General features: G+C 70.8%; 25 protein-coding genes. 14 read left to right on the top strand and 11 right to left on the bottom strand.

The window, feature by feature from the left end; genetic code table 11:
* The first annotated feature begins 9 nt into the window (after positions 1-9).
* From BLV76_RS04350 to BLV76_RS23275, 8 genes are all read left to right on the top strand, one after another.
* Positions 10-2,169, top strand: a complete 2,160-nt coding sequence (locus BLV76_RS04350) for a hypothetical protein (protein WP_090968037.1) — start codon at positions 10-12, stop codon at positions 2,167-2,169.
* A 107-nt stretch (positions 2,170-2,276) separates the two neighbouring features.
* Complete coding sequence (locus BLV76_RS04345) at positions 2,277-2,738, top strand: TlpA family protein disulfide reductase (protein ID WP_090968036.1); 462 nt, start codon at positions 2,277-2,279, stop codon at positions 2,736-2,738.
* Between the two features lie 283 nt (positions 2,739-3,021).
* Positions 3,022-3,489, top strand: coding sequence for a DUF4395 domain-containing protein (locus tag BLV76_RS04340; protein WP_090968035.1), 468 nt, complete (start codon positions 3,022-3,024; stop codon positions 3,487-3,489).
* Between the two features lie 53 nt (positions 3,490-3,542).
* A complete protein-coding gene (locus tag BLV76_RS04335; protein ID WP_090968034.1) occupies positions 3,543-4,391 on the top strand; it encodes a sulfurtransferase in 849 nt (282 codons plus the stop codon).
* Positions 4,391-4,693, top strand: coding sequence for a DUF1416 domain-containing protein (locus BLV76_RS04330; protein WP_090968033.1), 303 nt, complete (start codon positions 4,391-4,393; stop codon positions 4,691-4,693). Before BLV76_RS04335 ends, BLV76_RS04330 begins: the two co-directional genes overlap by 1 nt.
* 174 nt (positions 4,694-4,867) lie before the next feature.
* A complete protein-coding gene (locus BLV76_RS04325; RefSeq protein ID WP_090968032.1) occupies positions 4,868-6,349 on the top strand; it encodes a sensor histidine kinase in 1,482 nt (493 codons plus the stop codon).
* Positions 6,350-6,664: 315 nt separating this feature from the next.
* Positions 6,665-6,790, top strand: coding sequence for a hypothetical protein (locus BLV76_RS23280; RefSeq protein ID WP_281246151.1), 126 nt, complete (start codon positions 6,665-6,667; stop codon positions 6,788-6,790).
* A gap of 120 nt (positions 6,791-6,910) precedes the next feature.
* Entirely contained in the window at positions 6,911-7,036 is a 126-nt protein-coding gene (locus tag BLV76_RS23275; RefSeq protein WP_281246150.1) for a hypothetical protein, read from the top strand.
* Between the two features lie 35 nt (positions 7,037-7,071).
* Here the strand turns inward: BLV76_RS23275 and BLV76_RS04320 are convergent, their stop codons facing one another.
* From BLV76_RS04320 to cysD, 3 genes are all read right to left on the bottom strand, one after another.
* Entirely contained in the window at positions 7,072-8,430 is a 1,359-nt protein-coding gene (locus tag BLV76_RS04320; RefSeq protein WP_090968031.1) for a helix-turn-helix domain-containing protein, read from the bottom strand.
* A 180-nt stretch (positions 8,431-8,610) separates the two neighbouring features.
* Positions 8,611-9,882 (bottom strand): sulfate adenylyltransferase subunit 1, encoded by a 1,272-nt coding sequence (locus BLV76_RS04315; protein WP_245734531.1) that lies wholly within the window; start codon positions 9,880-9,882, stop codon positions 8,611-8,613.
* Entirely contained in the window at positions 9,882-10,796 is a 915-nt protein-coding gene (cysD, locus tag BLV76_RS04310) for a sulfate adenylyltransferase subunit CysD (RefSeq protein WP_090968030.1), read from the bottom strand. Before cysD ends, BLV76_RS04315 begins: the two co-directional genes overlap by 1 nt.
* Positions 10,797-10,899: 103 nt before the next feature.
* Here cysD and BLV76_RS04305 point away from each other — a divergent pair, with 103 nt between their 5' ends.
* Positions 10,900-12,066: a glycoside hydrolase family 16 protein gene (locus tag BLV76_RS04305; protein ID WP_139306477.1), complete on the top strand. Its 1,167-nt coding sequence runs from the start codon at positions 10,900-10,902 to the stop codon at positions 12,064-12,066.
* Here the strand turns inward: BLV76_RS04305 and BLV76_RS04300 are convergent.
* Both BLV76_RS04300 and dtd read right to left on the bottom strand, forming a co-directional pair.
* On the bottom strand, positions 12,063-13,073 hold the full coding sequence (locus BLV76_RS04300; protein WP_139306476.1) for an IS481 family transposase: 1,011 nt from the start codon (positions 13,071-13,073) through the stop codon (positions 12,063-12,065). The genes BLV76_RS04305 and BLV76_RS04300 overlap by 4 nt on opposite strands.
* 124 nt (positions 13,074-13,197) lie before the next feature.
* Positions 13,198-13,629 (bottom strand): D-aminoacyl-tRNA deacylase, encoded by a 432-nt coding sequence (dtd, locus tag BLV76_RS04295; protein ID WP_090968028.1) that lies wholly within the window; start codon positions 13,627-13,629, stop codon positions 13,198-13,200.
* A 17-nt stretch (positions 13,630-13,646) separates the two neighbouring features.
* On the opposite strand from dtd, the gene BLV76_RS04290 reads away from it, so the two are divergent.
* Positions 13,647-14,471: a beta-keto acid cleavage family enzyme gene (locus BLV76_RS04290; RefSeq protein WP_090968027.1), complete on the top strand. Its 825-nt coding sequence runs from the start codon at positions 13,647-13,649 to the stop codon at positions 14,469-14,471.
* Positions 14,472-14,548: 77 nt separating this feature from the next.
* Here the strand turns inward: BLV76_RS04290 and BLV76_RS04285 are convergent, their stop codons facing one another.
* The 3 genes from BLV76_RS04285 to cysC are packed head-to-tail and all read right to left on the bottom strand — an operon-like array spanning position 14,549 to position 17,305.
* Complete coding sequence (locus tag BLV76_RS04285) at positions 14,549-15,556, bottom strand: sulfite exporter TauE/SafE family protein (protein WP_175539569.1); 1,008 nt, start codon at positions 15,554-15,556, stop codon at positions 14,549-14,551.
* Entirely contained in the window at positions 15,556-16,086 is a 531-nt protein-coding gene (locus BLV76_RS23010) for an arsenate reductase/protein-tyrosine-phosphatase family protein (RefSeq protein WP_090968025.1), read from the bottom strand. Before BLV76_RS23010 ends, BLV76_RS04285 begins: the two co-directional genes overlap by 1 nt.
* Positions 16,079-17,305, bottom strand: a complete 1,227-nt coding sequence (gene cysC / locus BLV76_RS22785) for an adenylyl-sulfate kinase (RefSeq protein ID WP_245734530.1) — start codon at positions 17,303-17,305, stop codon at positions 16,079-16,081. Before cysC ends, BLV76_RS23010 begins: the two co-directional genes overlap by 8 nt.
* Positions 17,306-17,380: 75 nt before the next feature.
* On the opposite strand from cysC, the gene BLV76_RS04270 reads away from it, so the two are divergent.
* From BLV76_RS04270 to BLV76_RS04255, 4 genes are all read left to right on the top strand, one after another.
* Positions 17,381-18,370 (top strand): asparaginase, encoded by a 990-nt coding sequence (locus BLV76_RS04270; protein WP_090968024.1) that lies wholly within the window; start codon positions 17,381-17,383, stop codon positions 18,368-18,370.
* Between the two features lie 93 nt (positions 18,371-18,463).
* A complete protein-coding gene (locus BLV76_RS04265) occupies positions 18,464-18,835 on the top strand; it encodes a helix-turn-helix domain-containing protein (RefSeq protein WP_090968023.1) in 372 nt (123 codons plus the stop codon).
* A gap of 41 nt (positions 18,836-18,876) precedes the next feature.
* Positions 18,877-19,593, top strand: a complete 717-nt coding sequence (locus BLV76_RS04260; protein ID WP_139306475.1) for a hypothetical protein — start codon at positions 18,877-18,879, stop codon at positions 19,591-19,593.
* 101 nt (positions 19,594-19,694) lie between these two features.
* Positions 19,695-19,988, top strand: coding sequence for a DUF2516 family protein (locus BLV76_RS04255; protein ID WP_217630259.1), 294 nt, complete (start codon positions 19,695-19,697; stop codon positions 19,986-19,988).
* Here BLV76_RS04255 and BLV76_RS04250 read toward each other — a convergent pair.
* From BLV76_RS04250 to rfbB, 3 genes are all read right to left on the bottom strand, one after another.
* Complete coding sequence (locus BLV76_RS04250; protein ID WP_139306474.1) at positions 19,969-20,553, bottom strand: TetR/AcrR family transcriptional regulator; 585 nt, start codon at positions 20,551-20,553, stop codon at positions 19,969-19,971. The two genes, BLV76_RS04255 and BLV76_RS04250, sit on opposite strands and share 20 nt — an antisense overlap.
* 150 nt (positions 20,554-20,703) lie before the next feature.
* Entirely contained in the window at positions 20,704-22,122 is a 1,419-nt protein-coding gene (locus BLV76_RS04245; protein WP_090972298.1) for a sugar nucleotide-binding protein, read from the bottom strand.
* Positions 22,122-23,120 carry a dTDP-glucose 4,6-dehydratase gene (gene rfbB / locus BLV76_RS04240; protein ID WP_090968020.1) on the bottom strand — a complete coding sequence of 333 codons (999 nt, stop codon included), beginning with the start codon at positions 23,118-23,120 and terminating at the stop codon, positions 22,122-22,124. The genes BLV76_RS04245 and rfbB overlap by 1 nt, the downstream gene beginning before the upstream one ends.
* Position 23,121 lies beyond the last annotated feature (1 nt).

Here is a 23,121-nt window from a genome sequence, read left to right as displayed (position 1 = left end):
AGTCAGTACATGAGTTCATCCACCAGAGGCGCCGTCGCGCGCCTCGTCGCCGGCGGGGTCGCCGCCTCGGTGGCCGTCGCCGGGATGTCGGTCGGCCTGGTCGCACCCGCCCACGCCGCCGTCGTGGTCAGTGGCAGCGTGATCGACCCGAACGGCAACTACGCCACCGGCTACGTCACCGCCTACACCCTCGACGGCACGTACGTCACCAGCGACTCCTTCACCAACGGGGCCTTCGACCTGCCGCTGGCCGACGGGTCCTACAAGCTCGAGTTCGACTCCAGCGCCTACGCCGGCGAGTGGTACCGCGACAAGGCCACCGAGGAGACCGCCGACGTCGTCACGGTCGCCGGTGCCGGCCAGGTCCTCGCGCCCTGGACGGTGGACCGCAGCCCCAGCGTGACCGGTGTGGTCCGCACGGCCGACGGGCGCGGCGTCCCCGCCACCGTCGAGGTGTACGACGCCGCCACGGGGACCTCGCTCGGACAGGAGACGGCCGACCGCTCGGGTGCCTTCCGCGTCTCGGAGGACGTGCCGGTCAAGCTGTTCTTCAGGGGCTACGACAGCCGCACGCGCAAGAGCCTCGCCTCGGAGTGGTTCAACGACAAGATCTCGATCGACGCCGCCGACGTCGTCACCCCGACCGCAGCGGGCGCCGACCTCGGCGTCGTCACGCTGGCTCCGGGCGGCAGCATCTCCGGCCGCGTCACGACCGAGTTCGGCGCGCCGATCCACCGGGTCGAGGCGTGCACCAGCACCGGGGGTTGCGACTGGACCGACGGCAACGGCGTCTACCTCATCGAGGGCGCCCGGACCGGCACGCAGACGGTGACCTTCCGCGACCCGATCGGCGAGTTCATCGGTGAGTACTGGAACAACGCGTCGACCTTCAGCACCGCCACGCCCGTCGTGGTCGCGCCGGGACAGGCCGTCACCGGCATCGACGCCGCGCTGGCCGCTGCCCCGGTCGTCGCACCGACCGGCGTCGACGTGAGCGGCACGGTCCGCGACGAGCTCGGCGCCGTCGGCGTCGGCTACCCGGTCCGTCTCTACACCGCGACCGCGGACTTCCGCGACTCCGAGCTCGTGGCCTCGACCTACAGCAACCGGGCCGGTCAGTACTTCTTCACCGAGCTCGACCGGATCGGTGGCGCGACCCAGTTCAAGATCGAGGTAGACGGCACCGACGGCGACGGCGGTCCGGAGCAGCCGCGTGAGGAGGGCGACTTCTCGCGCCGCACCACGTGGTCGGGCAACAAGCTCGACTTCGCCACCGCGACGACCGTCACTGCGACGTCGGGCACCGTCGACTTCACGCTGCCGGTCGCCGGCGGCGTGAGCGGCAGCGTGACCAGCGACGCGGGTGGCGTGCCGGACGACACGTTCGTGACCTTCACCGACAGCGACAACCGGGCCGTCCGTTCGGCAGGTCCGGAGATCGACGGCAGCTACGACGAGCGCAACCTGTGGGCGGGTCAGTACACCGTCGCCTTCGGCGCCTACCTGCACGTCACCGAGTGGTGGAAGAACGCACTGCCGGAGGACGCGACGGCGATCACCGTGAAGCCGGGCCAGGTGGTCACCGGCATCTCCGCCTCGCTGTCGAAGGACGTCAAGGCGGTCGACCGACCCGAGATCCTCGGCGACGCCTGGGTCGGCAAGACGCTGCGGGTCGATGCCGGCCGCTGGAACACCCAGGCCGCGTCGCGCTTCACCTTCGAGTGGCTCGTGGGCGGCAAGGTCGTCGCCACCGGCACCTCGCTGAAGGTCACCAAGAAGCACCTCGGCAAGAAGATCACCGCGCGGGTGACCAACGACGCCGGCTTCGCACAGGGCCAGGCGCTCACCAGGGCGAGCGCGAAGGTGGGCCTCCAGCCCAGGCTGAAGGCGAAGGTCTCGGCCCGCTCGGCCGCGCTCACCCTCAAGGTGAAGTCGCTGAAGGCCAAGAAGGTCAAGGCCTCGGTCGTGGTCTACGACGTCGTCGGCACCAGGAAGAACGGTGACGACAAGCTCAAGAAGATCGGCAAGGCCACGATCAAGAACGGCACGGGCACCGTCCGCTTCTCCAAGCCGCTCGGCAAGGGCAAGCACACGCTCGTGTTCTCGCTGAAGGGCAAGGGCAAGGTCGGCTCCGGCGACCTGACGCAGAAGGTCAAGGTCAAGCGCTGACCTGACCGCAGCACCGCGAGGCCCCGGGACGAGCTCCCGGGGCCTCGTCGCGTCCCGTGGGGCCTGCGGCGCGGAACATCCGCTGACCGGTCGTCGTTGGGACCCACGTGAGCACCGGAGCCTGGATCGCCGTCGTCGCCGTCGTGCTCGCCGCGGGCTTCGGGCTGTGGCGTGCTGCGACCGACGGCCGCTTCCGCGGCACCCACGTCGTACGACGTCCCGGTGCCGACGACGGCCACGAGCAGGCGGACCCCACCCCCGCGCCGGCCGCCGACCTCGTCGCAGCCGTGGGCGCGACGCTGGGGGAGCGGGCGACGCTGCTGCAGTTCTCCAGCGCGTTCTGCGCTCCGTGCCGGGCGACCCGACGGGTGCTCGACGAGGTGACCGGTCTCGTCGACGGGGTCGCTCACGTCGAGGTCGACGCCGAGCACCACCTCGAGGCGACGCGCGCCTTCGGCATCCTGCGCACCCCGACCACCCTGGTGCTCGACGCGGGTGGTGCCGAGGTCACCCGGGCCACCGGTGCGCCCACCCGTGACCAGGTCCTGACCGCCCTGGCGCAGGTCTGATCTCACGATATGGATGGCAGGCTCACATCGTGAGACGAACCATGACGGCGATGTGGCGACCGCCTACTGTCGTCCCCATGTCCTCGACCATGCTCACGAAGCGACGCGCAGTCGACCACTGCCGCGTGCGCTCCGCGCTGTGTCGAATGTCGTAGCGGTCCCCCGCTGACCTGAGCAACAAAGTCCATCAATCAACTGGACTATGCTCGCGGGAAGGACCCGGCGCCGGGCGACGTCCCGGCGCGCCCGGCCACGTGCCGCGCCGACCGACCTCAGGAGAGACATGTCCACCACCACCAGCCACACCGCGTCCGGTGCCGTCAGCCCGCCGGCGGGTCGCATCGACCCGCGCGGCCCGCAGCTCGCCGCAGCGCTGACCGCCGTCGTGCTGGTCGCCGTGCTGCTCCTGCCGGCGCCGGCCAGCACCGCGGTGCTCGCCGTGCAGGCCGTCCTGTTCGCCATCGGTGCGGTGCGCGGCGTCCAGCACACGCCGCACGCCTGGCTCTTCCGGACCCTCGTCCGGCCGCGCCTCGCGCCGCCGACCGAGTGGGAGGACCCGCAGCCCCCGCGCTTCGCGCAGGGCGTCGGCCTCGCCTTCGCGCTCGTCGGGCTGGTCGCCCTCCTCGCCGGAGCCACCGTCGTGGGCCAGGTGGCCGTCGGGCTCGCGCTCGTCGCCGCCCTCCTCAACGCCGTCTTCGCCTTCTGCCTGGGATGCGAGGTCTACCTGCTTCTCCGACGCGTCACCGCCTGACGTCCCCACCTGACGTCCACACCTGTTCACCACCAGCAAGGAGCACACCAACCATGAGCCGCGAGACCTCTCTCGTCACCGCCCAGTGGGTCGAGGACAACCTCGACACCGACGGCATCGTCCTCGTCGAGGTCGACGAGGACACCACTGCCTACGACAAGGGCCACATCAAGGGCGCCATCAAGCTCGACTGGACGACCGACCTCCAGGACCAGGTCCGCCGCGACTTCGTCAACAAGGAGCAGTTCGAGGCGCTCCTCTCCGAGCGCGGCGTGTCCAACGACGACACCGTCGTCCTCTACGGCGGCAACAACAACTGGTTCGCCGCCTACGCCTACTGGTACTTCAAGCTCTACGGCCACCAGGACGTCAAGCTGCTCGACGGCGGCCGCAAGAAGTGGGAGCTCGACTCCCGCGAGCTCGTCTCCGAGCTGCCCACGCGTGCCGCGACGTCGTACACCGCCACCGAGCAGGACTCCTCGATCCGCGCGTTCCGCGACGAGGTCGTCGCCGCGATCGGCACCCAGAACCTGGTCGACGTGCGCAGCCCCGACGAGTACGCCGGTCGCCTCCTCGCCCCGGCCCACCTCCCGCAGGAGCAGGCCCAGCGCGCCGGCCACATCCCGACCGCCGCGAGCGTGCCGTGGAGCAAGGCCGCGAACGACGACGGCACCTTCAAGTCCGACGACGAGCTCAAGGCCATCTACACCGATGCCGGCGTCGACTGGAGCAAGGACACCATCGCCTACTGCCGCATCGGCGAGCGCTCCTCGCACACCTGGTTCGTGCTCAAGGAGCTCCTCGGCCAGGACAACGTGAAGAACTACGACGGCTCGTGGACCGAGTACGGCTCGCTCGTCGGCGTCCCGGTCGCCCTCGGCGACGAGGCTGGCGAGGCCTGATGTGCGGCGCGACTGAGGGCGGGCTCTCGCTCGACGGCGTCAACGTCGCCAAGGAGGCCGTGATCCAGGGCCAGGTCCTCCGGGGCCAGGAGCCGGTGCCGAACGCCTACGTCCGGCTGCTCGACCGCTCCGGCGAGTTCACCGCCGAGGTCCCGACCTCGGCGACCGGGCACTTCCGGTTCTTCGCCGGCGACGGTGAGTGGACGCTGCGCACGCTCGCGCCGAAGGCCGAGCCGGTCGACACGCGCGTCGTGGCCACCACCGGCTCCGTCGCCGAGGTGCAGGTGCTCGTCTCGGCCTGACGACCGGCCCGAGTCTCACAGGACCGTCAAGCAAACGCCTCCCGCGCCTCGTGCGCGGGAGGCGTTTGCCGCATTTTCCCCACGAATCCTCCCAAGGCGGGGCAGTGCCGTCGCGGTGGCTCGTACCGTTGGGTAGCGGCCGACGAGCGTGCCGAGGAGCGTAGGAGGTGTGCCGTGTCCGTGACGACGCGTGCGCTCCCCACGGACGACCTCTGGCGCCTGACGGTCGAGCACTCCCCGGTCGGGATGGCGATCGTGTCGCCCGACGGGCACTTCCAGTTCGCCAACGTCGCCCTGTGCGACATGCTCGGCTACGACCCCGACGTCATGGCCACCCTCAGCTTCCACGACATCACCCACTCCGACGACCTCGCGAGCGACCTGCGGCTCGTCGACCAGTGCCTGTCGGGCGAGATCGGCTCCTACCGGATCACCAAGCGCTACGTCTGCGCGGACGGCACGACCCTGATCGGCGACCTCTCGGTGGCGCTGCTCCGCGACCCCGACGGCACCCCGATCCACTTCATCTCCCAGATCGCCGACCTCACCGAGCGGCACGCCTTCGTCGAGCGCCTCGACGCCGCCGAGGAGGCGATCGAGTCCGAGCGCCGCAAGGCCGAGGCCGTCTTCGACTCGGTCGCGGTCGGCCTGCTCCTCCTCGACGCCGACGGCGCCTACCAGGGCTACAACCACCGGCACAGCGAGTTCATGGCGTTGGCCTTCCCCGACGGCCACCTCGGCCGGGTCGGCCAGCTCGGCTTCCTCTACGACGAGGAGCAGGCCCGCCTGCTGACGTCGGAGGAGATGCCGACCGTCCGAGCCGTCGCCGGGGAGGAGTTCGACGACCTCCTCCTCTGGGTCGGCGAGGACCCGCAGACGCGCCGTGCCGTCTCCGTCTCGGCCCGCTCCGTGCGCGACCGCTTCGGCGCCCACGCGGGTGCCGCGCTGGCCTACCAGGACGTCACCGACAAGATCCGGGCCGAGAAGGTCAAGGACGACTTCGTCTCGACCGTGTCCCACGAGCTCCGGACGCCGCTGACGTCGGCGCTGGCCTACCTCGAGCTGCTCGAGGAGTCCGACGACGTCTCCGAGGACGGCCGGCAGCAGGTCGTGGCGGTCCGCCGCAACGTCCTGCGGCTCTCCCACCTCGTCGCCGATCTGCTCCTCGCCACCCGGGCGACAGCCGGGTCGACGCTGGTCGATTTCTACCGGCTCGACCTCGCGACCACGATCACCGAGGCGGTCGAGTCGGCCGCGCCCGACGCCGAGCGCGCCGGCGTACGCCTCACGCTGGTGCAGCCCGAGTCGGTGCCCGTCGTGGCCGACGGCATGCGGATGCGCCACGTCGTCGACAACCTGCTCGCCAACGCCGTCCTCTACACCCCGCGCGACGGCGAGGTGACGGTGAGCGTCGCTGCGGAGGCCGACAAGGTCGTGGTGTCGGTCGCCGACACCGGCGACGGCATCGCCCCGGACGACCTGCCGCACGTCTTCGACCGCTTCTTCCGGGGCGCGAACGCGCTCCGCGACCAGGCTCCCGGCGCAGGTCTGGGTCTCGCCATCGTGCGGACCATCGTGGAGGCCCACGGGGGTGCGGTGAACCTCGAGAGCGCTCCCGCCGCGGGCACCACCGTCTCCGTCGTCCTGCCGCGCTGACCTGCGGTTCCTCCGCCTCGCCGACCGGCGTGGCGGGGCTCGAGCGCGCCCGCACACCGGGCTGGTCCACACGTGCGAGGACCCCCGCGGGGGGTGGCGGGGGGTCCGGGCGGCAACCGGGTGGGGACCGGTGCGTGTTCTCGCGAAGGGGGGTTCACGAGGTGGTGTGACCGCTGTCGACACAGGGAATTGACAACGGGACTTGCCCAAGTTTGCCAAACCGGAGAAGACTTCGCATCAGTTTTGACACTATTTATCGTGCAGGAACTCGGGAGCTTGCCAACCCATCCGGCACATCACCCCTTGGAGAACCCCATGAAGAGCAAGCCCGCCCGCCTCGTCCTCGCCTCGATCGCCCTCGTCAGCCTGGCCGGCCTCGCGGCTCCCGCCTCGGCCGCCCCGGTCGGCCCCACGACGCTGAAGACGGGCTGGTGCTGCTGACCGGCCCCTGCCCGGCCAGCGCTCCTGCACGTCCCAGCACGACCAGCACGACCCGATCCACCTGAGACACCCGCACGTCAGCGTCAGCACCCACCCACGAGACAACCCCTGGAGATTCCCATGAACAGCAAGCCCGCCCGCCTCGTCCTCGCCTCGATCGCCCTCGTCAGCCTGGCCGGCCTCGCGGCTCCCGCCTCGGCCGCACCGGTGGGCCCCACGACGCTCAAGACCGGCTGGTGCTGCTGACCCTCCGGTCCTCCCGCTGAGGGCTCACGTCGACCTCAGCTGCGGGCGAACGTGGTGGACGCCACGCGCGCCCGCAGCCCGGTCGACGCCGCGGCGCGCCGGTAGGCGTCGGACGCCGCTTCGGCCTGTCCGATGCCCTCGAGGAGCGCGGCCAGGTCGAACCACAGCTGTGCGGCGCCCTTGTCGGCGCCGATGCCCGAGAGGGTGAGCACCGCCTGGCGGAAGCACGAGCCCGCCTCGTCGGTGGCCCCCTCGGACACGTGCGTGCTGCCCAGCAGGGCCCACGCCTCTGCCTCGGCGAGGGGCAGGTGCCCGTTGGCGACGTCGTGCACCTGGGCGACCAGGTCGCGGCTCGCCGGCACGTCACCGGAGAGGAAGGCGGCACGCGCGAGACCGAGCAGCACCTGGGCCCGGTCGGAGGACGTGGACGGGCTCCACTCCATCTCGGCAGCGGCCTGCTCGAGGTTGCGCCGCGCGTCGTCGAGCGCGGGCGGGTCGAGCTCGAGCTGCAGGCGGCCGACCTCTCCACGGAGGAGGGCGAGGTTGCGGGCGTCCTGGCCCTCGCCGAGCAGCGCGAGGGCGCGCTCGGCGAGCGGGACCGCGGTTGCCACGTCACCGCGCCGGGCCTGCATCGCACTGGCGTTCCAGTAGGCGGAGGCGCGCGCCTTGGGCGTGCCGAGCGTCTCCGCGCGGGAGATGGCCTTGCGGCACATCCGCACCGCGTGGCCGGTGTCGCCGCGCTCGAAGTGGGCGGCGGCCAGGGTGACCGCGAGCTGCACGGCCTCGTCGGAGGAGTCCAGCCCGGCGTCCTCGACGTAGGCCATCACGCGCTCGCCGCACTCGATGGCCCGGCTCAGGTCGCCGGACTCGCGGTAGATGCGGCTGATCGCGATGCCGGCCTTGATCCGGGTGAGGCCGTCGGTCGTGTCGCCGTCGATCAGCTCCTCGAGCTCCAGGATGGCGTCGTCGACCTGGTCGAGCGCCTCGTGGGCGCGGGCGTGGAGCAGCCGTGCGCGGTCGCGCATGTCCTCGACCTTGGAGGTCGTCATCTGCGTGAGCGCTGCCTGCAGGTGGGTCGCCGCGTCCTCGGGCTGGCCCGACTCAAGCGAGAGCTCGGCGTAGTCGAGCGCCAGCCGGATCTCGTCGACCACGCGGCGGTCGGCGACGCCGAGGAGCGACTCGGCGGTGACGCCGAGGCGTTCGGCGAGCTCCTCCAGCGCCGGTGCGGTGGGGCGGCGGTGCCCGGTCTCGATGCGGGAGAGGTAGGCGATCGACATGACGTCGGCGGCCACCTCGCCCTGCGTCAGGCCACGGGCCTGGCGGGCGGAACGCAGACGACGGCCCAGTGCGACGCGGTCGGTCTGGGCGAGCATCTCGGCATGACGCGAGTCCATTCGGACATTCTGGGTCACATTTGCCAAGGACGTGTCATTTTCTGGCAAGTGAACCGCCACCGGTCGTCCACGGGCGGGCAACACGAAGGGCCCCGACCGCGTGCGGTGGGGCCCATCGGGGACGTTCTGCGCCGTGCCGGTCTGGACCGGCCCTGCGTCATGCGAGGCGTCAGCGGCGGCTCAGCTGCCGCTGTTGATCATGCCGGCGCCGACGGTGACGCCGGTCGCCTCGTCGATCAGGATGAACGAGCCGGTGGTGCGGTTCTTCGAGTACGGGTCGCACAGCAGCGGCACGGTGGTGCGCAGCTGGACGCGGCCGATCTCGTTGAGCCCGAGCTCGCCGGCCTCCTGGTCGCGGTGCAGCGAGTTCACGTCGAGGCGGTACTGGATGTCCTTGACCATCGCGCGCCCGGTCCGGGTGGTGTGCTTGATGGCGAGCTTCTGGCGTGGGCGCAGCGGCTCGTTGGTCATCCAGCAGACCATCGCGTCGATGTCCTGGCTGGGCTTCGGCGCGTTCTTGACGCGGGCGATCATGTCGCCGCGCGAGACGTCCACGTCGTCCTCGAGCCGGACCGTGACCGACATCGGCGGGAAGGCCTCGTCGACCTCGCGGTCGAACAGGTCGATGCCCGAGATCTTCGACGTCATGCCGGAGGGCAGCACGATGACCTCGTCGCCCTTCTTCAGCACGCCGCCCGCGACCTGGCCGGCGTAGCCGCGGTAGTCGTGGTGCTCGTCGGACTTGGGGCGTACGACGTACTGCACCGGGAAGCGGGTGTCGACGAGGTCGCGGTCGGAGGCCACGTGCACGTGCTCGAGGTGGTGCATGAGCGTCGGGCCGTGGTACCAGGGCGTGTTCTCCGAGCGGTCGACAACGTTGTCGCCGTTGAGCGCGGAGATCGGGATGACCTCGAGGTCGGGGATGTTGAGCTTGGTCGCGAACTGGGTGAACTCGCTGTGGATCCGCTCGTAGGTCTCCTGCGACCACTCGACCAGGTCCATCTTGTTGATGCAGAGGACCAGGTGCGGCACGCGCAGCAGCGAGAGCAGCACCGCGTGGCGGCGCGACTGCTCGGTGAGGCCGTGGCGGGCGTCGACCAGCACGAGGCCGAGGTCGGCGGTCGAGGCGCCGGTGACCATGTTGCGGGTGTACTGCACGTGGCCCGGGGTGTCGGCGATGATGAACTTGCGGTTGGGCGTCGCGAAGTAGCGGTAGGCGACGTCGATCGTGATGCCCTGCTCGCGCTCGGAGCGCAGGCCGTCGGTCAGCAGCGACAGGTCGACGTAGCCGTGGCCCTTGTCCGTGGAGGTCTTCTCCACGGCCTCGAGCTGGTCGGCGAAGATCGACTTGCTGTCGAAGAGCAGGCGGCCGATCAGGGTCGACTTGCCGTCGTCGACCGAACCCGCCGTCGCGAAGCGGAGCAGGTCCATCTGGCCATCGGTGGCGCCCATCAGAAGTAGCCTTCCTTCTTGCGGTCTTCCATGGCCGCCTCGCTGAACCGGTCGTCACCGCGGGTCGCGCCGCGCTCGGTGACCCGGGCAGCCGCGACCTCCTCGATGATCTCGTCGATCGTGCTGGCGGTGGACTCCACGCAGCCGGTCAGGGTGATGTCGCCGCAGGTGCGGAAGCGCACCGTGCGCTCCTCGGCGACCTCGCCCGCGCGCAGCGGGTTGAGCGGCGTCTCGGTCATCAGCATGCCGTCGCGCTCGAAGACGCGGCGCTGGTGGCTGAAGTAGATGTTGGGGATCTCGATGCCCTCGCGGCCGATGTAGTCCCAGATGTCGAGCTCGGTCCAGTTCGAGATCGGGAAGATCCGCATGTGCTCGCCGGCGTGCAGGCGGCCGTTGTAGAGGCTCCACAGCTCGGGGCGCTGCATCTTCGGGTCCCACTGGCCGAACTCGTCGCGGTGGGAGTAGACGCGCTCCTTGGCGCGGGCCTTCTCCTCGTCGCGGCGGCCACCACCGAAGGCGGCGGTGAAGCCGTTCTCCTCGATGGCGTGGAGCAGGGTGCCGGTCTGCATGCGGTTGCGGCTGGTCTTGCCGTCGTCGACCACGACCCCGTTGGCGATCGCGTCGTCGATCGAGGCCACGACCAGGCGCACGCCGAGGCGGTTGACCCAGTTGTCGCGGGTCTCCATGACCTCGGGGAAGTCCAGGCCCGTGTCCACCTGCAGGATCGGGAACGGGATCTTCGCCGGGTAGAACGCCTTCTCGGCGAGGCGGAGCATGACGATGGAGTCCTTGCCACCCGAGAACATCAGGACCGGCTTCTCGAACTCGGCGGCGACCTCACGGAAGATGTGGATCGACTCCGCCTCGAGCTGGTCCAGCTGGCTCAGCTGGTAGTCGACGTGGGTGTTGGTCATGATGCAGAGGTGGCCTCTCTCGGGGACAGCAGCGTTCATCGTAGCCACGACACACGGCTCGGTGAATTCGCGTGGCCGGGCGTGGTCGGCCAGACTCGGCCAGATGAGCCGTGCCCGCCGTGCCTCGTCCCGTCCCCACGCTGCCACGCGCCTGATCGCGGGGTTGCTCGCCGTGGGCATCGTCACGGCCGGCTGCTCGTCAGACGGGGACCCGCAGCCGCCGTCGTACACCGAGAGCGACGCGGTGGACGCACGCGTGCTGCCGCAGCTCGCCGCCAACGGCGAGGACACCGAGGCCGCCGACGACGCGGCCTGGGTCGTCGACGCCACGATCGCCGACGTCGATGAAGGCACGACCGTCACCCTCTACGGCAGGACCGGCGACGGCTGGGACGAGGTGGACGAGCAGGAGACCGACGCGGACGGGCAGGTCGCGCTGACCTCGACGACCGCCGGCGACCTGCACGTCGTCGTGGGTTCGGGCGACGACGCCATCGGCGCGGAGGTCTCGACGAGCGACGCACCCGCCGCGACGTTCACCGACGACTTCGACGAGAACTCGCTCGACCAGCCCGACGCCACCTGGCACACGCGGGCACAGGGCCACATCGGCGTACGGACGTGCTCGCGCGCCGGCGCCCAGGCCGCCCAGGTCGCCGACGGCGTCCTCCAGCTCAGCGTCATCGAGGACCCGGACATGAAGGGCGAGTGCCAGCTGCCCGGGCGCCGCAAGAAGTTCCCCTACCGGCTCAACGGGCACGTCGGCACCGAGGGGACGCTGTCGTTCACCTACGGCTACGCCGCCGCGCGGATCAAGACGCAGTCGGCGCGTGGCCAGCACGCGGCCTTCTGGATGCAGGCGGTCGGCGGCCAGCTCTCCGGCGGCCCGCAGAAGGGTGGCGCGGAGATCGACGTCATGGAGTACTTCGGTGACGACCACCCGCTCGGCGGCCTGACGCAGTTCACCTACTTCCTCGACGAGGCCGGCAAGAAGCAGACCGTGGGCGGCTGGGTGCCCGACGTCGAGCAGTACGGCGACGACTGGGCGTCGACGTACCACGTCTACTCGGTCGAGTGGACGCCCGAGGAGTACGTCTTCCGCATCGACGGGCAGGTCACCCAGCGCCTCGAGGGCCCCACGTCCGGCCGCCCGGAGTTCCTGATCCTGAGCCTGCTCTCGTCCGACTACGAGCTGCCGCGCTTCAACGGCGAGCTGCCCGAGCACATGGAGGTCGACTGGGCGCGGGTGTGGGAGACCGGCGCGCCCTAGCTGTGATGCCCAAGCAGGTTGTCCAACCTGGTGATGGGTGCCTGCTTCCCAATTGCTGAGTGGGGCCGGTGGTGGTTGTACTCGTGGACCCATCCTCGCAGTGCGGCCAGGCGGGCTGACTCGGAGTTGTAGAACTTCTTGAACGCCCAACCCTCGACCAGGGTGCGATGGAACCGCTCGATCTTGCCGTTGGTCTGGGGCCGATAGGGCCGAGTCCGCTTCGGGGTGATGCCGAGCTCGGCGCACGTGTCGCGCCACAGGTAGGACCGGTAGGCGCCACCGTTGTCGGACAGCACCCGCTGCACGGTCACGCCACGCTCGGCGAACCAGGCGACCGCGTTGCGCAGCACAGCTGCGGCGGTCTCCTTGGTCTCATCGTCGTGTGCCTCGACGTAGGCCACGCGGGAGTGATCGTCGATCACGGTGTGCAGGTAGCAGGTCCCCATCAGCGGCTGACCCCACTTGCTGCGAGGGCCACCGGTCTTGGCGGCGGTGACGTGCCGGTTCCGTTTGCCCTGCTGACGCCCCAGATAACGCCACCCGCCGCCGTCAGGCACCCTGCCGAGCTTCTTCACGTCGACGTGGATCAAGTCGCCGGGACGCTCGTGCTCGTACCGCCGGATCGGCTCTCCGGTCGCGCGGTCGATGTGGGTGAGGCGGTTGAGCCGGCACCGGCGAAGGACGGCGTACACGGTCGAGGACTGCATCCCGAGTCGATCGGCGATCTCGACGGGCCCGAGCCGCTGCTTCCAGCGCAGGTGCACGATCTTGCGGACAACCGGTGCTGGCGTGCGGTTGGGCAGGTGGTGCGGACGCGAGGACCGGTCAAACATCCCTGCTGGGCCCTCGGCTTCGTAGCGATCAGCCCACTTCTTCGCGGTCTTCCACGACACGTCGAATCGCTCAGCAGCGCGCGGAATCCCCCAGCCCTGATCGACGATGAGCCTGGCCAGCTTGAGCCGGGCACGCGGGGTCAGAGCGGCGTTGGCATGGGTAGCGTGGGCCATGAAGGCCTCCTTCGGTGGCGGAGCGGTTCCTAGATAGCTCCACTCCACACCGGGAGGCCTTCACCCATCTACACCTCAGATCGCGATGTCACACGATCTCGACCAACGTGCCTGGGCATCACACCTAGCCGGCGGAGTCCAGGACGAGGGTGATCGGGCCGTCGTTCACGCTCTCCACCCGCATGTCGGCACCGAACCGGCCTCGCTCCACGCGGGCGCCCAGGCGCACGAGCTCGGCGCACACCGCGTCGTAGAGCGGCTCGCTCACCGGTCCCGGAGCGGCTGCCTGCCACGTGGGCCGGCGGCCCTTGCGCGCGTCGCCGTAGAGGGTGAACTGGCTGACCACGAGCACCGGCGCCCCGACGTCGCTTGCGCTCTGCTCCTCGCGCAGCAGGCGGAGGTCCCAGATCTTGCGCGCGGTCCAGGCGACCTCGGTGGGTCCGTCGTCGTGCGTGACGCCGAGGTAGACGAGCAGGCCCGGCCCGTCGAGCTCGCCGACGACCTCGCCGTCGACCCGGACGCTGGCGGAGAGGACCCGCTGGATGACAGCACGCATGGTGCAAGGATGCCGCCATGTCTGACGTGTTGCTGATCACGGTCGCCCCCACCGGGGCCGAGACCGCCAAGGCCGACTGCCCGCAGCTCCCCACCACCCCGGAGGAGATCGCCCGCACGGCCGCCGAGTGCGAGGCGGCCGGGGCAGCGATGATCCACCTGCACGTGCGCGACACCACGCACGCGCCCACGCTCGACCAGGGGCTGCTGCGGGAGTGGGTCGCCGCCGTGCGGTCGTCGTCCTCGCTGGTCGTCCAGCTGTCCACAGGGGGCTCGGTCCACGACCCGCTCGACGAGCGGCTGAGGGTGCTCGACGCCGAGCCCGACTCGTGCAGCCTCACCATGGGCACCACGAACTTCGGCGACGACGTCTTCCTCAACCCGTGGCCCTTCGTGAAGGACCTCTACCAGCTCGCCCTCGCCCGCGGCGTCGCCCCGGAGTTCGAGCTCTTCGACCTCGGCCAGGTGCACGCGCTCGGTCGGCTGGTCCGGGAGCACGGCGTCCCCGCCGGCGGCAAGGTCCACGTCGACTTCGTGATGGGCGTCCCCGGCGGCATGCCGGGCACCGCTCCCGCCCTCGTCGCGGGCGTCGCGGCCCTCCCGCCCGAGGTCACCTCCTGGTCCGCCACGGGCATCGGCCGCTCGACCCTCGCCGTCGCCATGGCCTCGCTGTCGATGGGCGGGCACCTCCGCGTCGGGATGGAGGACGTGCTCACCATCAGCCGCGGCGTACCCGTCGAGTCCAACGCCCAGCTCGTCTCCCGCGCCGTCGACCTCGGCCGGATCGCGCAGCGGACGCCGATGACGCCCGCCCAGTGCCGGGAGCTGCTCGGCCTCGCGTGAGGCTGTCGAACCTCGGGCGGTGAGTGAGCCACATTCTCAAGACGAGGAACGTGGCTCACGCACCGCTCGACGGGCCCCTAGGAGTCGTCGACCTTCTTCATGCCGACGAGGCCGGGGCGGTACGACGGATCCTCGAGCTGGGCGATCGTGGGTTGGCCGAACATCGGCAGGCCTTGCGACTTGCGGATGAAGCCCCAGACGACGGGGAGGACGAGCAGGACGACGAGGCCCACGCCGGCGATCAGCATCGGGTGGGTCTCGTCCTCGCCGGCGCCGAGCGGGGCCCAGCCGGCCTTGTCGAGCAGCGCGACGCCGCTCATCGTCAGCACGACGACGATGCCGCGCCGGATGAACGACTGCGGGACGCGCGGGGCGATGGCCGAGCCGATCAGGGTGCCGGGCACGGAGCCGAGGACGAGCGGGACGAGGATCGCCCAGTCGAGGCCGTGGAGGGCGATGTTGGAGATCGCGGCGGCCAGCACGAGCGGGACGGCCTGGACGAGGTCGGTGCCGACGAGGCGGACGGCGGAGAGGCCGGGGTAGAGCATCAGCAGCGCGATCATGATGACCGAGCCCGAGCCGACGCTGGTGATGCCGACGAGCAGGCCGCCGAGGGCGCCGACCAGGAGGGTCGGGATCGGCCGGATGGCGGGGTTGTCGTCGGGGTGGTCGCCGCCGCGGACGCGGAGCAGGTTGAGGTAGAGGCGCAGGGCGTACGTCGCCGCCGCGAGCAGGAGCGCGAAGCCGATGCAGAGCTTGAGCGTGTCGTCGATGTCCTCGGGCGAGACCACCCACGAGACCAGGTGGGGCCCGAGCAGCGCCATCGGGATCGAGCCGATCATCAGCCACTTCGCCAGCTGCATGTTGGGCGAGCCCTCGCGCTTGTGCACGATCGCGCCGCCGGACTTGTAGATCGCCGCGGCGGTCAGGTCGGCAGTGACGACCGTCGCGGCCTCACCGACGCCGAGGAAGATGAGCGCGGGCGTCATCAGGGCGCCGCCGCCCATGCCGGTCAGGCCGACCACGATGCCGACGAAGAAGCCGGCGGCGAGGATCGAGAAGAACGTGACGGTGATCCAGTCCATCAGGACTCCTGAGCGGTGAGACGGGGGACAATGTCGCTCAACATGGCAGTGATTGTGCCCGTTGCCTTCTCGGAGGCCGCCCTGCCCCGCCGGTAGGGGTCGGCGATGTCGTGCGCCGGAGTGGTGGGCACGCGGCGGGCGCCGGCCGCCGCGACCAGCTCGGGCCCGGTCAGGTCGGGGAGCTGCGTGATCGTCTCGGTGAACTGGCCGAGGGTGAAGAGCTTGCGGTGGTGCTGGGGGAAGTCGTCGAGGACGAACTGCCGGTGCACGGCCGTCGCGGTGAGGACCAGGTCGGCCTCGCGGAGCAGGCCGGCCCCGAGGTGCTGGCTGCGGAACTCGCGGCTGTCGATGCCCGCCGGGAGGGTGGCGACCATGTCGGGGTTCATCGGCTCGCCGTCCCGGGCATGGGTGCCGGCACTGCCGAAGTAGATGCGTGCGTCACCGGCGAGGTCGCGCGCGAGCAGCTCCATCGTGGGCGAGCGGCAGATGTTGGCGGTGCAGACGAAGAGCACCGCGAGAGCGTCAGGCATGCTCGTCGGTCTGCTGGGCGGTCAGGTGGAGGTAGCCGGCCTCGTCGAGGGCGACCAGCACGTCGTCGAGGGCGTCCTCGATGGTCCGCCCGGTGGTGTCGACCCGCACGGAGGCGTCGTCGGGCTCCTCGTAGGGCGAGGAGATCCCGGTGAACTCGGGGATCTCGGCGGCGCGGGCCTTGGCGTAGAGGCCCTTGCGGTCGCGGCGCTCGCACTCCTCGAGCGGCGTCGCCACGTGGACCAGGAAGAACGCGCCGCCGGCCTGCTCGACCATCTCGCGCACCTGCGCGCGCGTCTCGGCGAACGGCGCGATCGGCGAGCACACGGCCACCCCGCCGTGGCGGGAGATCTCGGCGGCGACCCAGCCGATCCGGCGGATGTTGGTCTCCCGGTCGGCCTTGGAGAAGGTCAGGCCGGCCGACAGGTTGCGGCGTACGACGTCGCCGTCGAGGCTGGTGACCGAGCGGCCGCCCTGCTCCAGCAGGAGGTCCATCAGGGCCCGGGCCAGGGTGGACTTGCCGCTGCCGGAGAGTCCGGTGAAGAACAGCACGAGGCCCTGGTCGGCGGGCGCCGGCTGGTCCTCCGCCACGATCTCGGCGATCGCCGGGGGGAAGGCGTCGCTGGTCGACGACGGCGCCCCCGCGCCGGTGACGAGCCCGGTGTCGGCGAGTGCGTGGACCGGGTCGCCGGCGGCGTAGGTCTCGAGCACCTGCGCGCCCAGGGCGTGGTCGGCGTCGACGTCGCCGTGCGACGGGAGGGGTACGGCGACCACGTCGGCGCCGTCGAGCAGCGCGGCCGCGGCGAGGGTGGCGCGCACCAGCGCCACCGGGGAGAGCTCGGAGGTGCCGGTGCCCACCAGCGCGACGAGCACCACCCGACCGAGTCCGCGCAGCTCGTCGAGGTCGGCCTCGGTGAGCGCGTCGACGACCGGGACGAAGGTGGCACCTGCGTGCTGCTCCCGGGCCTGCGCCGGCGTGAGGTGCAGGCGGCGGAAGGGGCCGTACTGCGCATGCGTCAGCGGCTCCAACGTGCCGTCGGCCGCGACCCGCGCCAGCGGGAGGCCCTCGGGGTCGACGAGCTCGGCCTCGGCGGCGCCGTCGGGGAGGTCGAGGGTGACCACGCTCCCCGGTGCGTTGAAGCGGTCGAGGGGGGCGTAGGCACCGGAGACCAGGAGCTCCAGGTCGTCGAGCTCGGTCGGCGTGGGGCAGTGCTGGATCACCCGCGCATCCTCTCACTGTGCCGATGGGAAGGACGCGGCGCTGAGGGGAAGGACGTGGCCGATAGCCTGCCGCCCATGTCTGCTGGTCCGTCCGTCGCTGGTCTGCCCGTCCCTGGTCTCCCCGTCGTGGCGGAGATCGTCCGCTCCGGCTTCGTGGAGGGGCATCACTACGGCTCGATCGTCGCCCTGGCCCCCGACGGCTCGGTCGACTGGTCCGTGGGCGAGGTCGCCGCGCCGGTGCTGCCGCGCTCGAGCAACAAGCCGATCCAGGCGCTGGCGATGGTGGAGCTCGGCCTCGACCTGCCGGACGACCTGCTGGCGCTGGCCTGCGCCTCGCACTCCGGCGAGCCGTTCCACGTCGACGGCGTACGCCGGACGCTGGCGTCGGCCGGTCTCGACGAGTCCGCCCTCCGGACGCCGCCCGACTACCCGCTCGACGACACCGCGCGCGAGGCCGTGATCCGGGCCGGCGGGCAGAAGTCGCCGATCCTGATGAACTGCTCGGGCAAGCACGCCGCGATGCTCGCCACCTGCGTGGCCCGGGGCTGGGACACCGAGACCTACCTCGAGGTCGACCACCCGCTCCAGGTGGCCATCGTCGAGACCTTCGAGCGCCTGACCGGGGAGCCCGCCACGGTGGCGATCGACGGCTGCGGGGCGCCGCTCCTGTCGGCCTCCCTGACCGGGCTGGCCCGCGCGTTCTCCGCGCTCGCCACGGCCACCGGGGGTCCCGAGCAGCGGATCGCCGAGGCGATCCGCCGTCACCCGGAGTTCGTCAGCGGGACCACGCGCGACGAGCTCACCCTGCACCGGGCGGTCCCGGGCCTGATCGGGAAGGCCGGTGCCGAGTCGGTCTACGCCGTCGCGCTCCCGGACGGCCGCGCGTGGGCGCTCAAGACCGACGACGGCGCGCCCCGGGTGCGTCCCGTTCTGATGGCAGAGGCCCTGCGCCGCTCGGGCGTCCTGGCCGAGGACGGCGTCGACGCGGACGCCGTCGAGGGCACAGGACGACTCGAGCTGCTCGGTGGCGGGAAGCCCGTCGGCGAGATCCGTGCTGCCTTCTAGCTAGCGCCTTCCGGCCAGTTCCTGCTGGCTTCGTGACGACCGTCACCGTCCCATTGTTTGCAAATTGCTAACTCGTGTTAGCACACTGGAGGCATGGTCAAGGAGAAGATCGGCGAGCTCGGCGACTACCTCAAGGAGCAGCGGCTCGCTGCCCAGCTGTCGCTGCGCCAGCTCGCCGACCAGGTCGGGGTCAGCAACCCCTACCTGAGCCAGATCGAGCGTGGGCTCCGCAAGCCGTCGGCCGAGGTGCTCCAGCAGCTCGCCCGCGCCCTGCGGGTCTCCGCCGAGCAGCTCTACGTGCGCGCCGGCATCGTCCACCCGGACACCGCCGAGGCGGGAGGTGTCGAGCTCGCGATCCTCGCGGACGCCGCTCTCACCGAGCGGCAGAAGCACTCGCTGCTCGACGTCTACGCGTCCTTCCTTGCCCTCAACGAGCGCGACGCCCGACCCGCCGACCCTGCATGACCAGCACATCCGACCAGCAGCACCCAACCAAGGAGAACGACATGGCCACCGCCAAGTTCGACATCAAGACCGCTGACCTGAAGAACCAGGCACTCAAGCCCGTCCTCGCCGGTGTCGGCGTGACCGACCTCGCTGTCGGCGCCGTCCGTGAGGCCGTCGCCGACGTGCAGAAGCGCGTCGCGGCCGTGCAGAAGCGTGCCACGCGCACCGCTGCCGACCCGAAGGCCGTCGTCAACGCCCGGGTCGACGCCCTCGCCAAGGACGCCCAGGCGCGTCGCGCCGCCGTCGAGGCCCGCGTCGCCGAGCTCCAGACCTACCCCGGCAAGGTCTCCTCGCTGGTCGACGACAACGTCGCGGCCGCGAACGCTGCCTACGCCGACCTCGTCAAGCGCGGCGAGTCCCTCGTGGGCCGGATCCGTCGCCAGGAGTCGACCGCCGCCGCCCGGGAGTCCGCGAAGACCACGGTCACCAAGGCCAAGACCACCGCGACCCAGGCCAAGAAGGCCGCGGACGCCACCGCCACGGCCGCTGACCGGACCTCCGCCACGAAGGTCGCCCCGAAGCCCCGGCCGACCGCCAAGAAGGCGACCCAGAAGGCCGCCGGCAAGAAGGCCGCCGCCACGACCGCGCGCAAGAGCGCCGCGAAGAAGACCGCGACCGCCCAGAGCAGCGCCAAGGCCACCGCCACCGCCGCGAAGAAGACGGCGACCAACGCCGCCCAGGCCGTCGTCGACGCAGCCGTGAAGGTCGGCGACTGAAGAGCCGCCGAGGCTGACCCGGGTCAGCTCTCGTTGTTCTGAGGAGGAGGGCCTCCGTCCGGTGGACGGGGGCCCTTCGCATCTTCGCCTAGTCTGTCCCTGTGGAACCGTGGATCTTCCAGAGCTGGCTGATGCTCGCCGTGCTCGTCGTCGCACTCGCGATCAAGGGCTTCGCATTCGTCAACGCGATGACCTTCTCCGCGGAGGCCTACGAAGCGGCCGGCAAGCTCACCAAGCAGGCGTGGTGCGTGATCACCGGCCTCGGCTTCGCCGCCCAGCTCGTGCTGATCGGCTCGCCGATCGGGATCATCAACCTGGTCTTCCTCATCGCCGCCCTGGTCTACCTCGCCGACGTGCGGCCCGCGCTGCGCGAGGTCACCTCGCCGCGACGCTGAACCGCTGCCCCCGCACCAACGCCAGCGCGAGCTCGACGTCGCTCTCGCTAGGCTCCGGTTCGCCCAGCTCCACGAGCAGGCCGGTGACCAAGTCACGCTCACGTGCGAGGACGGGCGCCACGACGGATCGAATGGCGAGGTCCCATCGGCTCGCCTCGACGATGGTCAACCAGATGCCGTCGAAGGCGCGTTCCGCGCGATTTCGAGTCGCGAGCGCGCGTGCCACCTGAACGACTCGACACTCGTCGTCGGTGTCGATCGCCCGGAGCTGACGGCGGGCAGCTGCCCCGCGCTCGCGGATCCACCGCTTCCCGTACCGCTCAGCGATCGCCAGACGCATGCGACCGACCGACGGGAACCATGCGGCCACGGCCTGCGGGGTCGTGTTGGCGGCGCGAGCCATGGTGCGCAGCGTCAGCCCGGACCAGCCGCCCGCGTGCAGCACCGGGATCGCCAGATCGGTCGCCCGCTCCGATCGCGCTGGCCTCCCGGGGGCGAACATCGGGCCGAATCGCATGCCGAAGGGGTCACCGTGCTGGTCCGCGTCATCGAGGTCGTCGCCCACCACGACAGCACACCAGCTCGAGGCACCCTCTCGCCGATCTCCTCCACAGGGACACCGAATCGCGAACTTGATTGACATCAATCAAGTTCGCGATCGCGTCCGGTGAGATCGGCTCGGGTCGAGGCTGACCTGCCCGGTGGGACCGAGGCGTCAGCCCAGGTAGCGGTCGAGCGCGGCGATCGCGTCCTCGGGCTCGAACCCGGTGGCGCGGATCTTCTCCAGCGACATCGCCGAGCTGAGCGGGCGCGGGGCGAACAGGTTGCCCTGCGCCAGCACGCCCTCGGCGTAGGCCGCCGTGGTCGTGCCGGTGACGTCGTCGGCACTGCGGCCGGAGCGCTCGAAGACCGCCTGGGCGATCTCCTGCCACGACATGGCCGGGCCGCCGTTGGAGAGGTTGTAGGTGCCATAGGGGGCGCCGGTCGAGATCAGGTGGCTGATCCCGCGGACGAGCTCCTCGGTGAAGGTCAGCCGGCCGACCTGGTCGTCGACGACGCTGGGCGAGACGCCCTTCTCGGCGAGCGCCTGCATGGTGCGCACGAAGTTCTTGCCGTCGCCGATCACCCAGCTGGTGCGGATCAGGTAGTGGCGCGGGGCGAGCCCGACGGCGACGTCGCCGGCGGCCTTGGACTGGGCGTAGACCCCGAGCGGGGAGAGGGGCTCGTCCTCGGTGTGGCCGGGGTCGAGCGCGGCGGTGCCGTCGAAGACGTACTCCGACGAGACGTGCACGAGCGTGAACCCGTGCACGCGCGCGAGCCGCGCCAGCGTCGCGGGAGCGGAGGCGTTGGCGGCCCAGGCCGCCACCCGGCCCTCGGTGGTCTCCGCGGCGTCGACGGCGGTGTAGGCCGCTGCGTTGAGCACGAGGGCGTAGTCGTGCCACGGCCACGCGTCGACGGCGGCTGCGTCGGTCAGGTCGAGCGAGGTGACGCCGTCGCCTGCGAAGAGGTCGACGCGGTCGGCGTCGGGGTGCTCGGCGTGGAGCGCGCGGCCGAGCTGGCCGAGGGCGCCCACGACGAGCGTCTTCTTCGGCTTCATCGGCACGACGTCGGCCAGGCGCGGGTTGCGGTGGTCCTTCTCGGAGATCTCCGCCTCGTCGAGCGGGATCGGCCACGGGATCGCGGCGGTCTCGTCACCGAGGTGCAGCGCGGGGTAGGCCACGCCGGGACGCCAGTGGTCGTTGACGAGGTAGGTGTAGGCGGTGCCGTCCTCGAGCGCCTGGTAGGAGTTGCCCACGCCGCGCGGCACGAAGACGGCCACCGACGGGTCGACCTCGATCGAGAAGGTCGTGCCGAATGACTCGCCCTCGCGCATGTCGACCCACGCGCCGAAGATCCGGCCGGTCGCCAGCGAGACGAACTTGTCCCACGGCTCGGTGTGGATGCCGCGGGTCGCGCCCCTCGAGGCGTTGAACGAGATGTTGTTCTGCACGGGGCCGAAGTCGGGCAGGCCCAGGGCGACCATCTTCTCCCGCTGCCAGTTCTCCTTGAACCAGCCGCGGGCGTCCCCGTGCAGGGGCATCCGGACGACGAGCAGGCCCGGGATCGGGGTCTTCTCGACGGCGAGCTCGGCCATCACTGGCCCTTCTGCGCGTACTTCGCCTCGGTCGCGTCCTTGTGGGGGCGCCACCAGTCCTCGTGCTCCTGGTACCACGCGATGGTGTTGGCCAGGCCGGACTCGAAGTCCTGGAACTGCGGCTGCCAGCCGAGCTCCTGGCGCAGCTTGCCGGACTCGATGGCGTAGCGCAGGTCGTGGCCGGCGCGGTCGGTGACGTGGTCGAACTCGTCGGCGCCCTTGCCCATCAGCGTGAGGATCAGGCGGACGACCTCGAGGTTGTTCTTCTCGCCGTCGGCGCCGATCAGGTAGGTCTCGCCGATCTCGCCCTTGGTGAGGATCGTGAGCACGGCCGAGGAGTGGTCGTCGGCGTGGATCCAGTCGCGGACGTTCTCGCCGGAGCCGTAGAGCTTGGGGCGGATGCCGTCGATGACGTTGGTGATCTGGCGCGGGATGAACTTCTCGATGTGCTGCCAGGGTCCGTAGTTGTTCGAGCAGTTCGACACGGTCGCCCGCACGCCGAAGCTGCGGACCCACGCGCGCACGAGGTGGTCGGAGCCGGCCTTCGAGGCGGAGTAGGGCGAGGACGGGTTGTAGGGGGTGTCCTCGGTGAAGCGCTTCGGGTCGTCGAGCTCGAGGTCGCCGTAGACCTCGTCGGTCGACACGTGGTGGAGGCGCTTGTCGTGCTTCCGCACCGCCTCGAGGATCGTGTAGGTGCCGAGGATGTTCGTCCTGATGAACGGGCTCGGGTCGTTGAGCGAGTTGTCGTTGTGCGACTCCGCCGCGTAGTGGACGACCGCGTCGTGGGCCGCGACCAGCGGGTCGACGGTGTCCTCGTCGGCGATGTCGCCGACGACGAGCTGCACCCGGTCCTCGGGCAGCCCCGCGAGCGACTCCTTCGAGGCGGCGTAGGTCAGCTTGTCGAGGACGGTGACGTTGAGATCGGTGTGCTCGACGAGGTGGTGCACGAAGTTCGATCCGATGAACCCCGCGCCCCCGGTCACGAGAAGGCGTTCCATG

This window comes from Nocardioides exalbidus, assembly GCF_900105585.1.
In the GTDB taxonomy this organism is placed as follows: domain Bacteria; phylum Actinomycetota; class Actinomycetes; order Propionibacteriales; family Nocardioidaceae; genus Nocardioides; species Nocardioides exalbidus.
Note: the sequence above shows the minus strand (reverse complement) of the source record. Positions and strands in the feature narration are given on the sequence as shown.